Source organism: uncultured Photobacterium sp. (genome assembly GCF_947502415.1).
GTDB lineage: Bacteria > Pseudomonadota > Gammaproteobacteria > Enterobacterales > Vibrionaceae > Photobacterium.
This window is the reverse complement of record NZ_CANMZV010000001.1, coordinates 300,885-314,079: the sequence shown is the minus strand read 5'-3', so window position 1 is coordinate 314,079 and position 13,195 is coordinate 300,885. Positions and strand designations below refer to the sequence as shown.

The window sequence follows — 13,195 nt, the reverse complement described above, 5'->3', positions numbered from 1 at the left end:
GCACAATGCCACCTGATTTTATATCAGGCAACACACACAATAGGCTCTTCTTTGCGCTGCGGTTGCATTGATTTGCAATAATAAGCAAAATCTTTAAAAATCATTGGCTTACCAAAGAAATATCCTTGCTGCAGGTAAACCCCCTGTTCAGCAAGGTACTGAGACTGCTCTTCAGTTTCGACACCTTCCGCAATCATTTCCATCCCGGCTTCTTTACCGAAAGCAATAATCGAATTAAGCAATGATACTTTAATATCAGTGGTGCCAATATTCTCGACAAACATTTTGTCTATTTTCAGGCTTCTGATATTTAGCTGCTGGATATAACTAAATCCACCATAACCTGTACCGGCATCATCAAGCTTTACATCAATGCCTTTAGAACGAAGTTGTTCAATAACATCAGACGCCATTGCAAGATCAGTAAACTGCTTCCGCTCTGTTACTTCAAACGCAACCTGATTCAGGTTAATATCAGAGCCCTTCAATATCCGAAGTAATTTCTCCATAATATCCGGACTTTCAAGCTGATCCGGCACCACATTAATACTGATAATCTGTTTAGTTATGTGCCAATTCAACTTCCTTATTTCCAACGTTCCTTTTTCAAGTAACTGATCAGTAATTGCCAAAATCTGCCCACTCTTTTCCACATAAGGAATAAACTCCATTGGAGAAATGACAGCTTGGCCCGGACGCTGCCATCTTGCCAGCATCTCACATCCATATAGGGAGTTACTGGAAACATCTACGATCGGCTGATAATAGGGAACAAATTCTTTTTTAGCTAAACCGCGCTCAACCAATGAATGCAACGACATTCTTCGCCTAACGGCGAGATGGTAAACAACCATACAAAACGTACCAACCGCTAAGCCAAAAATAAATAAAGGAAGCCACAACTGTTGTTTGTAATGCTCAATAAGTTCCCTTTTTACATAAGTATCCACACGAAGCCCATCAGCTAAGTCCGCAGTAAATAATGGTTCTGAAGTAAACAAAGCTGCATCCCCTCGCCAAAACGCTATCCCCGGATTTTCCAGCGAAGAAATAGAACTCAACACACAGTTATCACAATATTTATTTCTGATCGTATCAGAAACAATAGGCTCCATGTAAACCCAGAACGATCCTCTTTCTTCTTGCCTCTCGGCAACCAGCAAGTTCTGTTCTTTATCTGAATCAAAAGCAACCCATAACGAAACATTAGACGTATAATTTTCAATCAACGGGGCGATGTGAGGCTGGATATTTGCCCGAGAGAAACTACTACATTGTCTGCCATCTGACGTTTTGATCGTAACACGCTTAATCACATAATCATTATAAGTAATACTTTCTAGTAAATTGATATCAGAAGCACTGCAATCAAACTGAAAATTATGGCTTAATGAAGCAAGAAGTTCCGGAAAACGATTAATCTTCATCGAATGGATATTCAATAAGTCCTCTGAATCGGTGCTAATGATATATGACAGTTGTAATTTGGAAAAAAAACCACTTGTGAACGAGAACAAAACAGCCAGCCCAACTACAAATGCAAAGCACGCTAAATTATGTTTTATTCCTACACAAAATTGAGTTAAACGTAATACAAAATGTCGAAGTCGTTTGCCAGATAACATAATACTTAGAAGAACCTTCCCTCTTAATCGCTGTTCTTGAAAAGCAATCACCTTACCATTCAAGTGCAACTTGGTTCATTTATTTGTTACCCAAAGATATTCATTAATAAGCTAATTAACAAGTAGTTCATTTAATCAATAGATGACACAGATCACGCCTTGAATAATTACAGCTTTAATCAAGATAGGGATTCAATTGCATAAGATAAGATATTGTTAACAGGAAGGAATGAAAGCAAAAGGCAACATATCAAAATGGAATACAGTACAAACAAACACAAAAATATAATGGTCGACAATTATATTGGCCCCATTAAAACAAAGGCGCCTAATGGCGCCTCTGCTTTATAATGAGTCTCGTGAGTAGTCTATACCCTTAGTGCATTTTTTCTCTTTTATAATGACTAAAGCAGCGCCGACAATAAAGGCAATGACTAACAGAGTTTCCATAATTAACCTTATAAAGCTTTGATTTAAAACGTATGACATCCACTTTGGGAGTGATATCAAATTAAGGGTTCAGCTGTAGTCTAAAAAATGCCTCTTAGTAGAAGCAATTTTTAGACTAGAAACAAGATAGCCCATCTGCGTTATCATTGCACTTGCCAGTTATAAAATTGTGATAAAAGAATGATCATAACTTGTCAACACAGTGCTACAACGCACCTTCCTCTAGTCATAAGACGGTGATGCAAAACAATTTTTTATTAACATCTCAATTACAGCAATAAAAATTGAACTGCTCATTTCCCTGCATTATCGTGTTCCTGCTTAGCCTGTATATTTTGCTTGAGTTAGAAAAAAATCACCACTTAATTTTTCCCAACAATTCTTTGATAAAAGCATTAGTTAATCTAATACTATTATCATCCAGTCGCTTGGTGGCCCAGCAAACCTCATCCTTAACAAGGATATTTACCTCGAGATCATACTGTCGGCCTATTTTTGCAAGATGATGAGTATATCCATCAATCAACCACTCCTGCGAAGCGCACTCTTGCAAAGCACCCGGGGAAATTAGCAATCACGTTAAGAAATAACGTCTGATGGGTATCTCATTGAAGGGAGAAACGTAATTCGTTACGGAGCCGATTTTTGCAACTGCAATCGCTCGATATCATTAAAGAAATTAATCATCTTCGCGCGACTCACGTTATATTGGAAATCTGTACTGTCACAAAGTTCAGCGTTATAGGATTTCTTATCATAGTTTTTTATGCGAACAAATTCACACGTTGCATGTTGCTCACAAGCTTGATCCCGCTCTTTACGGAGCTGATTCCAGTATGTTGAAAAATGCCTCAGCGCATAATCAAGCTGTTCGTAGTTCTCCGCCGTTAACTCGGGCCGCAAGATCCGCAATTCTTGCTGCCTTTCATCGATAAATTCGTCAAATGTATCGCTAAGCGAATAGGTTGAGCGATCGTAACACTCCCCATCAATAAACGTTGTCTTTTGGCCTGCAATATCACTCACTGTTTCCTGCGACGTACACGCCGCAACAAAAAACATAAATAAAATTCCACTGTACAACTTCATAGCACACCATAAGAAGGTTCAGGACAGCAATAGTAGTCAAATTATGAGCGAAAACTTTGACAAGAGCGCTCTTATACTTAATGAATCTTAACAATAAGACGCGCTAATCCATTCGTCATTTAGCCCTGTATCGAATTCTTTACTAACCCTATTGTCATTTGCAGAAGCAAGTTTCAACAAAATAGTTACACTTAATATTATCTGGTTATACCTAGACTTATCGCTAGATAAGCCGTTTTAAACATATTCGAAGCAGTCTTTTTTTATGGTATAGCCATCGATTTCATTTGCTGTCCGCCTCACTTTGAGGCAGCAACAGAAGGAGCTTGCGATGAATGTTCAGGCCTTACCGATGCATCGATACATTGATCATAACGGAAGTCCCGTCGATCAACTCCCCGTATGGGCCGACCAATCAACCCTGACTGGTTTTTACCGCGATATGGTATTAACCCGAGTTTACGATAATAAAGCAGTTGCGCTGCAACGTACCGGAAAACTAGGGACCTACCCTTCACACGTTGGCTCAGAGGCGATTGGTATTGCCGTAGGCCGGGCTCTACAGCCAAATGATGTGTTCATTCCCTACTACCGCGATATGCCAGCTATGTGGGCTCGTGGAATCGCAATGGAAAAAAATCTCCAATACTGGGGAGGTGACGAGCGAGGCAGCAACTTTTCCTTCAATGATAAACATTGTCGAGATCTGCCATTCTGTGTCCCTATCGCCACCCAATGCACCCACGCTGTTGGCGTGGCCGCAGCACTGAAGATCCAAGGCCAACACCATGCAGCACTAGTCACCTGCGGAGACGGGGCTACCTCAAAAGGAGATTTCCTTGAGTCCCTGAATTGCGCTGGGATCTGGAACATCCCGCTGGTCTTTGTCATCAACAATAACCAATGGGCAATCTCTGTCCCAAGATCCATACAATGCGGCGCTGAAAAACTTTCTGATAAAGCAAAAGGTGCTGGCATAGAAGGTATTACTGTGGATGGCAACGATGTCATCGCCATGTATGATGTTGTTCTCAAAGGCCTGGATAAAGCACGCAAAGGAAAAGGTGCAACGCTAATCGAAGCCATCAGCTACCGCCTGGGGGACCATACCACTGCGGACGACGCCAGCCGATATCGTAGTGAAGACGAGTTACAGCAAGCCTGGCAATACGAACCCATCATCCGCCTAAAACAGTTCTTAATCAATCAGGGGTGGTGGTCCGAATCAGATGAAGAGCAATGGCTCAGTCACTGCCATGATGTTGTTGAGAATGCCGTCGATAATTACCTCTCGCTAATACCGCAGCCACCAGAGTCTTCTTTTGACTCGCTCTATGAAACACCGGATGCCGATCTTTGCAAACAGCGAGATAGCACTATCAACAAAGCGATGCGAATGCAGGGAGGGCGCCATGGCTGAGTTAACATTACTGGAAGCCGTTAATCTCGCCCTGCACCATGAGATGGATAGGGATCCCAATGTCATCGTACTTGGCGAAGATATCGGAGATAACGGCGGTGTATTCCGGGCCACCGTTGGACTAAAAGAAAAATATGGCTGTAAGAGAGTCATCGATACGCCACTAGCAGAAGCACTGATCGGCGGTGTTACTGTCGGAATGGCAAGCCAAGGCCTAAGGCCTGTTGCTGAATTTCAATTCCAGGGCTTTGTGTTTCCGGCGATGGAACATCTTGCCTGCCATGCAGCCCGAATGCGTAATAGAACTCGAGGACGGCTCACCTGCCCCGCTGTTTTTCGCGCGCCTTTTGGTGGGGGAATCCATGCTCCAGAACACCACTCCGAAAGTGTCGAGGCGCTATTTGCACATACCCCAGGTATCAGTGTTGTTATCCCATCCTCACCGAAACGTGCATACGGGCTTTTACTGGCAGCTATTCGCAGTAATGACCCTGTCATGTTTTTTGAGCCAAAGCGGATCTACCGAACTGTAAAATCTGAGGTTGAAGACAATGGTGAGGCGCTACCGTTAAACATCTGTTATGCCTTACGAAAAGGTCGAGATATCACACTCGTAACCTGGGGAGCCTGCGTCGTCGAAAGCTTACAGGCTGCAACCGAGCTCTCCCGTCTGGGAATTGAACTTGAAGTTATTGATGCAGCCACCGTGAAACCTCTGGATATGGCAACAATATATAAATCTCTGGAAAAAACCGGCCGATTACTTGTTGTTCATGAAGCCAGCCAAACATGCGGAATTGGTGCCGAAATTCTGGCCAGAACAGCTGAACACGCAATGTGCTTACTGAAAGCTCCGCCTAAACGCGTAACAGGTATGGATACTGTAATGCCGTATTATCGCAATGAGGATTACTTCATGATTCAGGAGGAAGACATCACTATCGCGGCTAAAGAGCTGATGGAGGGTTGGAAATGAAATCCTTTTCCTTACCCGATCTTGGTGAAGGCCTGGCCGAATCGGAAATTATTGAGTGGCACGTAGATATCGGTGATACCGTCGAGGTTGACCAAGTTATACTAACCGTCGAAACAGCAAAGGCAACCGTTGAAGTTCCCGCTCCATACGGCGGGAAAATCGTCCACCGTTACGGCAATGAAGGTGATGTCATTGGTATAGGTAGCCTGCTTTTGGAAATCGATGAAACAGAAAAACAGAAGCAAGATAAAACAACAAAGAGCAAAGCCGATGCGGCAACAGTAGTAGGTAACGTCTCTCAACATCCACAAGAGGTCAACATTGATGAATTTTGGGTTGGCCAACCTCAAGGCCCCAAGCCAAGCGACACTCTGCAAGCCTTGCCTTCTGCACGGCGACTAGCTCAAAAGCTTGGGGTTGATCTGCACAATATCGAAGGTAGCGGCCCAGAAGGAATTATTATTGATAGCGACGTTTATCAGGCCAATGACAAACAACGCCCCGGGACTGAAGTACTGAAAGGTGCCCGGCGAACCATGGTTAATACCATGACAGAGTCGCATCATAATGTCGCTTCCGTAACGATTACTGAAGAAGCTGTGCTGGCAAATTGGTCGGATAATGAAGACATTACCAGCCGATTGATACAGGCTATCGTTGCAGCCTGCCATCAAGAGCCAGCGCTTAACGCCTGGTTTGATGCTGAAACCATGACACGTTGCCTCCACAGTAATGTCAACATTGGTATTGCCGTCGACAGCAAGCACGGGCTTTATGTTCCGGTATTACGTAATGCTGACAAATTCTGTGCCAGTGAAATACGCCAATGGCTAGACGAAACCGTAACAGGGATCCGTAACCGTAAAATCGGCCGGGAACAACTGCAGCATGCCACTATCACACTAACTAATTTTGGTGCAATTGCCGGTATTTTTGCTACTCCCGTCGTCACCTCACCGCAAGTCGCTATTGTCGGTGCCGGTCGCATCATCGAAAAACTGGAACTTCATGACAACAAGCCTGTTTCAATAAAAGCACTTCCCCTATCAATGACCTTTGACCATCGAGCCTGCACTGGCGGTGAAGCTGCACGCTTTATGAAAGAGATGGTCAAGCATCTTGAACAAGGTGAGTAATATCAAACTGAATTATATAAGCCACATAAAAAATGCCAGTCCTCGGACTGGCATTTTTACTTAAAACACTAATCGATATTCCAGATTAATCTTCTGCTTCCGGATTGACTGGTTTCTTCTTTTTCGGGATAAAAACGTTATCGCCAACAGACATATTATCGTAAAAACGCTTATCCATTTTCTTCTTAGGCTTAGCTGAAGAATCTGACTTTTTAGCCACTGGCTTCTTATTTGTTGGCTTCTTCTTGACGAATTTTTTCTTGGGTGCCGGCTTTAGGCCTTTAAACTTACCTTCCAGGCCTTCAATCGCTGTAAAGCTGATTTCCTGCTGCAGGAAAGCTTCTACATTCTTAAAGCTCTTCCAGTCTTTCGGGCCAACGAAAGAAATCGCATCACCTTTATTACCTGCACGACCGGTACGGCCGATACGGTGTACATACTCTTCAGCATGTTTGGGCATATCGAAGTTAATAACATGCGAAACCTTATCGATATCCAAACCTCGAGATGCAACATCCGTGGTTACCAGAATCTTATGGCAGTCACGCTCAAACTGACTCATGATGCTATTGCGCTGAGTCTGGTTCAAGTTACCACTCAATGCAACAGCCTTCAGCTTACGCTCATTCAGTTCATTAGTCAGGCGATCTGTATCTGCACGAGTTGCCGTAAAGATAATAACCTGATTGTATTCTTCTGTTTCCAGCACTTTATCAAGTAAGGCCTGCTTATGATCAAGGTGATCACACAAAATAAAGCGCTGGGTAATATCTGTATGCTCTTCAGCCGAATGGCCCACTGAAATACGCTTTGGCGCATTCAGCATATCTGATGCAATATCAACCACATCTGTATGATCAAGAGTTGCCGAGAACATCAGCGTCTGACGACGACGGTGACTAGCTGCTTCATGAATACGGCGTAGCTGAGCTTCAAAGCCAAGGTCCAACATACGATCAGCTTCATCCAGGATCAGCATTTCAAGACCATCAAGATGCGTGCTACGGTGCTCAAGGTGATCGGCAAGACGACCTGGTGTCGCAATCACAAACATAGGATCTTTACGCAGCGCTTTCACCTGATCATTGAAGTTCTCACCACCTACGATCAATGCGCCATCATACGGCGTACCCGCATTCAGAGTACGAAGCTGAGCGAACACCTGCTTCGCCAGTTCACGAGTCGGAGTCAGTACTACAATACGCGGATCACGACGGGTAAACGGCTTGCTGCGATACATACGCTGCATAGCAGGAAGCAAAAACGCTAGTGTCTTACCGGAGCCAGTCTTAGACGAGGCCAGCAAATCCTTGCCAAGGATGGCAACAGGAATAGCCGTTTGTTGAATTTCAGTTGGTTTATCGAACGCCAAATGATTCAGTTTCTTAAGAAGGCGCTGGTCTAATCCAAGATCTTTAAATTGCAAAATGGTGCTCCGGTAGATTGCCCTATTCTGGGCAGATAATATTACAGTCCTACCCTACGTGACCCAACTCACATTAGGATGAAAATTGTTAGCGGCAAATTATATCACAATTATTGAAGCAAACACCCACTTTACAAATGAATTATTCGTTATCACAGAAGAAGATAGTGGCGACATTTCGCATTGTATGATATTCCATCACAAACACAGCAAAACCATTCAGCAACTTAAGAGATAAACGATGCAATCGCCTGTTCAATCTGCAAAAATTCCACTAATACTAGCAGCATTAGTCACAACCACTATCGCTTGGTCCGGTACTAACCCTGCCTTCCCGGAAGTATGGCTCGCAGAGATCATTCCCATTCTGCTCATCTTTGTTCCGCTGGTTGCGACCTTCAAACGATTTCAGTTTTCAAATGGCGCCTACCTGTTCATGGCCTGCTGGCTCGTCCTTCATACAATTGGTGCCCACTTCACCTTTGCAAATGTACCATTTGAGTGGTTCAGTGACTTAATAGGTTCAGACCGTAACCACTTTGACCGTTTCGCCCATTTCTCAATCGGTTTTTATGCCTACCCTATTGCGGAATACCTAACAAGAAAAGGCCATTGCAAACCGATGCTGGCAGCCTTATTCGGACTTTGTGCAATCATGGCCATTGCAGCTGCTTACGAAATCATTGAGTGGTGGTACGCCGTTTTAGCCGGAGGGGAAGCAGGAATCGAGTTTTTAGGCTCGCAAGGCGATATCTGGGATGCCCAACAAGATATGCTAGCCGATACCCTTGGGGCAATAACAAGCCTGCTCTTTTTCTTCTATAACAAGCCCTACAAAGCAAACTAAACCAATTAATACAAAAAGGTCGCTCATTATCGAGCGACCTTGTCTTACCTATCAAGAACCATTCTTAGGCATCAGGATAACCATTCGGGTTATTAGACTGCCAACGCCAGGTATCTGCGGTCATATCACCAATGGTTCGTGTCGCTTCCCAGTGTAATTCGCGCTTAGCTTTACTTGGATCTGCCCAGCACTCAGCAATGTCGCCCGGACGACGTGGCGCAATTTGGTAGGCAACATCAACACAAGCCGCTTTAGAGAAAGCATTAACCATCTGAAGTACGCTGAAGCCATTGCCTGTGCCCAGGTTATAGATATGAAGACCCGCTTCTTTGCCTTTATGATTCAGAGCTGCTAAGTGGCCATCAGCCAAATCAAGCACATGGATATAATCTCGTACACCAGTGCCGTCAACCGTCGGGTAGTCATTACCAAACACTGACAAATACTCTCTTCGGCCTACAGCAACCTGCGAGATAAATGGCATAAGATTGTTCGGAATACCTTGCGGATCTTCACCCATCTCGCCGGACTGGTGAGAACCCACAGGATTAAAATAACGCAGTAAGGTGATGCTCATTTCAGGATACGCGTTCTGAATATCTGTCAGGCATTCCTCTACCATCAGCTTACTACGGCCATACGGGTTAGTCGCTCTGGTAGGAAAATCCTCTGTAATAGGCACAGAAGCAGGATCACCATAAACTGTCGCAGAAGAACTGAAAATCAAGCTAGTTACGCCAGCAGCGCGCATTGCTTCAACCAACACCAAAGTACCATGTACATTGTTGTCGTAATATTCTAATGGCTTTTCTACCGATTCACCGACAGCTTTCAAACCGGCAAAATGAATAACAGCCTCAACCTCATTTTCAGCCAAAACTTTATCAAGAAATGCGCGGTCACGGATATCCCCTTCATAAAATGCAGGGATTACACCGGTCAGCTTCTCAATTCGCGCCAAAACGGTTTTCTTACTGTTATATAAATTGTCGACGATGATTGGCGTCATGCCAGCTTCAATCATCTGAACACAGGTATGGCTACCGATATAGCCCATTCCACCTGTCACCAAAACACGCATGGGTGTCTCCCTGTCTATTCTCGAAATTTTGTCAGGCAATTATGCCCAACCAATTGAATATGATTATATCAGAGCTAAAATGACACATTCACTAGATTAAGTTGATTATGCCGAAAAATACTGCATGAACAAGCCAAATCTATACAGACGGGTCAAATCATTAGCATTACCTTTCATTTAAAAATCTCACAGGACAACACAAATAAAACACTGTACAGTAGTCTAGCTTTAACCAGAATGGAATTAAATTATGAACGCTAAACCTCTTTTTAAGCTCTACCGTCAAGTGATTCTCCTCCTCTTCCTGATCACCCTGACAGGTTGTGAATTAGTGGGTTGGAAGGCCGAACAAGATAAAACAACGCTTCAAGAAGCTGGCTATACCGAGCACTTTCTCACCCTGGCCGACGGTGGTGTCATGAAATTCTGGGTCGGTGGAAGCGGTAAGCCCCTACTGCTACTCCATGGGTTTGGCGGAACGGCCATCTCCACCTGGAAAAATGAAATGCTTAGCCTGAACAAAGATTACATGGTTATTGCACCCGATCTTGCCTGGTTTGGTGAATCATACAGTAATGGAGTTCCTAACCTGGACACGCAAACCAATGCTGTCTGGCAAATACTTGATTCGCTGAATATTGATAAAATCAACGTCGCTGGTATTTCATACGGCGGTTTTATCACCTACAACATGATGACTACGCCAGCGCGTATTGAAAAATCCGTTATCATTGCCAGCCCTGGCCCCCTGTTTAGTGATCAAGATGTTGAGCTGTTGTGCGAAAGAGCCGGAGTTGAAAAACCAGAACAACTATTCGTGCCACAAAACAGTGATGAAGTAAGACGTTTGTTTGATCATGTTTTCTACAAGAAAAAACAGATGCCTGACTTTATTGCCAATCAGATCTACCAGAATTACTTCGATCCTTGGAGAGAAAAAAAGCAACAACTGATTACTAGCCTTATTAATGACCGGGCTCGTATTAATGATTACCCCGTGAATGATCTTCCGCCCAGCATGCTAGTTTGGGGTGACAGTGATCAGATTTTTCCCCTTCCAAACGGAATCAAGCTCAGTCAGTACATGAACACTGCATTAATCGTTATTCCTGAAACTGGTCACGGTGTAACCAATGAACAGCCAGCTCTGGTAACAAAACTGTTAAATTCATTCATTTAGTAGTCACTTCGTTTCATAATTTGCAGAAAAAATTAGACAGACATAGCCGACTGAATTATCCTAACCATTAAATGCATCAAGTTGCGCAAAGTGGCTAAGTTTCAACAAGGATGTGAAGTCTGGCTATGACTACTGTAATAAAAAGTAACCAGCTTAAAACAAGCAGTTACACATATATTGAAAAACGGGAGCAAACCCTTCAAAAACAACTCTCTTTATTGTTTCCGGTTACCGGTTCGGTTTGCTTGCTTTGTGCTTTTACCTATTTTGTCGCTGATATATCAACCACTTTCACTCTGGCTGCTCTTTCTGGAGCCGCGCTGTCATATATCCTGTCATTGATAAACATGCGTAAAGGCAACCCATATCTTCTAATTTGGATTTTTATCGGATTCTCTACCATTGTTTGCTGCTATGGGTTCTATACAGATAGCACCAATCTGGTCAGTAATACCATCGCGTTGACAATACCTTTATTATGTTTTTTCTCACTAAGATACAAACATGCTTTGTACTACAGCTTGTGTTTTGGCTTGCTCTACATCGTTCTTAGCATTGGTGAAATATCAAGCCAAGAGCAGCAACTCACTGACGTTTTACAAAATATCAGTTGTTACACCATGATTTTCATTATGGCCCATTTATTGGCAAGGCATCGCAATGAAGCCATCTCAAAAGTTCGAAAAACAGCAACTACCGACTTTTTAACCGGCCTAAAAAATCGCCATGGTATTGAATCTATATATCAAAATGAAGCCGCTCGCTGCCAGCGCTATATGCGTGATTTCTCGATGCTACTACTGGATATCGACAACCTGAAAAGCATTAATGACCGTTATGGCCTACAAACCGGCGACCAAGTGTTAATGATGCTGTCAAAACTTCTGAAAGAGAAAATTCGTAAAACAGATCATATCGCCCGCTTAAGCAGCGAAGAATTTTGCTTGCTTTTACCTAATACAACCGTTTCCCAAGCTGAAGAGATGGCTATTCGCCTTAAAGATGATATCGCCAACTGCTCTCTTGAGCTTGAAGACGGACAAACAGTCACAATCACTATCAGCATTGGCCTAACACCTGTTGAATATCAGGAGTTCAGTTTTGACTACTCGAAAGCAGACAGTGCTCTGCAAAGAGCCAAAAACTGGGGACGCAATCAGGTCGTAATCAACCAATAATTCTTTTTCTCAAATACAGTATGGATGAGTCCATGTTAGACTCATCCATACTGTTTTGAATATTAACTATCTAAAAACTATGAACAGCAAAACCCTATGCCAATGGAAGTGCTTTTCTGTAGAACAAGCGCAACAAACCCTACCCGATGGCCGCGAAGTTGAATTCACGACCGTTAAACACCCTGGGGCCGTTGTCATCATTCCTGTGAACCAATATGGTGAGCTGGTTATGGTTAACCAATACCGCCCGGCCATTAAACAATGGATTTTAGAATTTCCCGCTGGCACCCTTGAAGATCAAGAGAACATTTTAGAATGCGCTAAAAGAGAACTCGCCGAGGAAGTGCAACTAGCAGCCACTGAATGGCAATCGTTAGGCGAATTACTACCAGTGCCTGGCTTTTGCGATGAAGTTCAATATATATATCATGCACAGGGACTATCTGATTGCCACGGAGAACTTGATGAGGACGAGGTCATAGAGATCACCACCTTGTCTGTTTCTGAGTTTGAAGAGAAGATTGCGACTAACCAAATTCAGGATGCCAAAACCATCGCAACCTTTTTCAAAGCCAAAATGATGAAGCTAATTTAACACGGTTGATAAAGCAGATATCGGTGAGCAAATTAATGAACAAATTATTTTCAATTCTTAACAAAGCCGCGGCCATTATTGCGATGCTGATGTTCATCTCTGGTGGAGGAATGGCTCTTTTTGTAATGGTTTACGGTAATTAACCCTCAACACCAACACAACTATTTTAAGTAAAATGCCTGACCAAAGTGT

The 13,195-nt window shown here is 43.4% G+C and carries 12 protein-coding genes; 8 read left to right on the top strand and 4 right to left on the bottom strand.

Annotated elements, in window-relative coordinates; genetic code table 11:
• Positions 1 to 23: 23 nt before the first annotated feature.
• Both Q0852_RS01360 and Q0852_RS01355 read right to left on the bottom strand, forming a co-directional pair.
• Positions 24 to 1,676, bottom strand: coding sequence for an EAL domain-containing protein (locus tag Q0852_RS01360; RefSeq protein WP_299013139.1), 1,653 nt, complete (start codon positions 1,674 to 1,676; stop codon positions 24 to 26).
• Positions 1,677 to 2,705: 1,029 nt separating this feature from the next.
• Positions 2,706 to 3,137 (bottom strand): hypothetical protein, encoded by a 432-nt coding sequence (locus Q0852_RS01355; RefSeq protein ID WP_299013138.1) that lies wholly within the window; start codon positions 3,135 to 3,137, stop codon positions 2,706 to 2,708.
• 358 nt (positions 3,138 to 3,495) lie between these two features.
• Between Q0852_RS01355 and pdhA the strand changes: the two genes are divergently transcribed.
• Genes pdhA through Q0852_RS01340 form a run of 3 tightly spaced genes read left to right on the top strand, consistent with a single transcriptional unit; the run spans position 3,496 to position 6,696 of the window.
• Positions 3,496 to 4,584, top strand: coding sequence for a pyruvate dehydrogenase (acetyl-transferring) E1 component subunit alpha (gene pdhA / locus Q0852_RS01350; RefSeq protein WP_299013137.1), 1,089 nt, complete (start codon positions 3,496 to 3,498; stop codon positions 4,582 to 4,584).
• The gene (locus Q0852_RS01345; RefSeq protein WP_299013136.1) at positions 4,577 to 5,560 is read left to right on the top strand and encodes an alpha-ketoacid dehydrogenase subunit beta; all 984 of its coding nucleotides are present in this window, start codon (positions 4,577 to 4,579) and stop codon (positions 5,558 to 5,560) included. Before pdhA ends, Q0852_RS01345 begins: the two co-directional genes overlap by 8 nt.
• Positions 5,557 to 6,696, top strand: a complete 1,140-nt coding sequence (locus tag Q0852_RS01340; protein ID WP_299013134.1) for a dihydrolipoamide acetyltransferase family protein — start codon at positions 5,557 to 5,559, stop codon at positions 6,694 to 6,696. The genes Q0852_RS01345 and Q0852_RS01340 overlap by 4 nt, the downstream gene beginning before the upstream one ends.
• A gap of 85 nt (positions 6,697 to 6,781) precedes the next feature.
• On the opposite strand, the gene Q0852_RS01335 is transcribed toward Q0852_RS01340, so the two are convergent.
• Positions 6,782 to 8,122, bottom strand: coding sequence for a DEAD/DEAH box helicase (locus Q0852_RS01335; RefSeq protein ID WP_299013133.1), 1,341 nt, complete (start codon positions 8,120 to 8,122; stop codon positions 6,782 to 6,784).
• Positions 8,123 to 8,363: 241 nt separating this feature from the next.
• On the opposite strand from Q0852_RS01335, the gene Q0852_RS01330 reads away from it, so the two are divergent.
• Entirely contained in the window at positions 8,364 to 8,969 is a 606-nt protein-coding gene (locus tag Q0852_RS01330) for a DUF2238 domain-containing protein (RefSeq protein ID WP_299013132.1), read from the top strand.
• Between the two features lie 64 nt (positions 8,970 to 9,033).
• Here the strand turns inward: Q0852_RS01330 and galE are convergent, their stop codons facing one another.
• Positions 9,034 to 10,050 (bottom strand): UDP-glucose 4-epimerase GalE, encoded by a 1,017-nt coding sequence (gene galE / locus Q0852_RS01325; protein ID WP_299013131.1) that lies wholly within the window; start codon positions 10,048 to 10,050, stop codon positions 9,034 to 9,036.
• Between the two features lie 250 nt (positions 10,051 to 10,300).
• Between galE and Q0852_RS01320 the strand changes: the two genes are divergently transcribed.
• The 4 genes from Q0852_RS01320 to Q0852_RS01305 all read left to right on the top strand — a co-directional run bounded on the left by Q0852_RS01320 (position 10,301) and on the right by Q0852_RS01305 (position 13,146).
• Positions 10,301 to 11,230 (top strand): alpha/beta hydrolase, encoded by a 930-nt coding sequence (locus tag Q0852_RS01320; protein WP_299013129.1) that lies wholly within the window; start codon positions 10,301 to 10,303, stop codon positions 11,228 to 11,230.
• Between the two features lie 125 nt (positions 11,231 to 11,355).
• Positions 11,356 to 12,408 carry a GGDEF domain-containing protein gene (locus Q0852_RS01315; RefSeq protein ID WP_299013128.1) on the top strand — a complete coding sequence of 351 codons (1,053 nt, stop codon included), beginning with the start codon at positions 11,356 to 11,358 and terminating at the stop codon, positions 12,406 to 12,408.
• 79 nt (positions 12,409 to 12,487) lie between these two features.
• Entirely contained in the window at positions 12,488 to 13,003 is a 516-nt protein-coding gene (locus Q0852_RS01310; RefSeq protein WP_299013126.1) for an NUDIX hydrolase, read from the top strand.
• Between the two features lie 35 nt (positions 13,004 to 13,038).
• On the top strand, positions 13,039 to 13,146 hold the full coding sequence (locus Q0852_RS01305) for a 3-ketoacyl-ACP reductase (RefSeq protein ID WP_299013125.1): 108 nt from the start codon (positions 13,039 to 13,041) through the stop codon (positions 13,144 to 13,146).
• The last annotated feature ends 49 nt before the right edge of the window (positions 13,147 to 13,195 follow it).

What these genes read in the sequence shown, in the direction of transcription:
- Q0852_RS01355 (WP_299013138.1), bottom strand. Translation starts at nt 3,137, where the DNA reads ATGTTTTTTGTTGCGGCGTGTACGTCGCAGGAAACAGTGAGTGATATT.
- pdhA (WP_299013137.1), top strand. Translation starts at nt 3,496, where the DNA reads ATGAATGTTCAGGCCTTACCGATGCATCGATACATTGATCATAACGGA.
- Q0852_RS01345 (WP_299013136.1), top strand. Translation starts at nt 4,577, where the DNA reads ATGGCTGAGTTAACATTACTGGAAGCCGTTAATCTCGCCCTGCACCAT.
- Q0852_RS01340 (WP_299013134.1), top strand. Translation starts at nt 5,557, where the DNA reads ATGAAATCCTTTTCCTTACCCGATCTTGGTGAAGGCCTGGCCGAATCG.
- Q0852_RS01330 (WP_299013132.1), top strand. Translation starts at nt 8,364, where the DNA reads ATGCAATCGCCTGTTCAATCTGCAAAAATTCCACTAATACTAGCAGCA.
- galE (WP_299013131.1), bottom strand. Translation starts at nt 10,050, where the DNA reads ATGCGTGTTTTGGTGACAGGTGGAATGGGCTATATCGGTAGCCATACC.
- Q0852_RS01320 (WP_299013129.1), top strand. Translation starts at nt 10,301, where the DNA reads ATGAACGCTAAACCTCTTTTTAAGCTCTACCGTCAAGTGATTCTCCTC.
- Q0852_RS01315 (WP_299013128.1), top strand. Translation starts at nt 11,356, where the DNA reads ATGACTACTGTAATAAAAAGTAACCAGCTTAAAACAAGCAGTTACACA.
- Q0852_RS01310 (WP_299013126.1), top strand. Translation starts at nt 12,488, where the DNA reads ATGAACAGCAAAACCCTATGCCAATGGAAGTGCTTTTCTGTAGAACAA.
- Q0852_RS01305 (WP_299013125.1), top strand. Translation starts at nt 13,039, where the DNA reads ATGAACAAATTATTTTCAATTCTTAACAAAGCCGCGGCCATTATTGCG.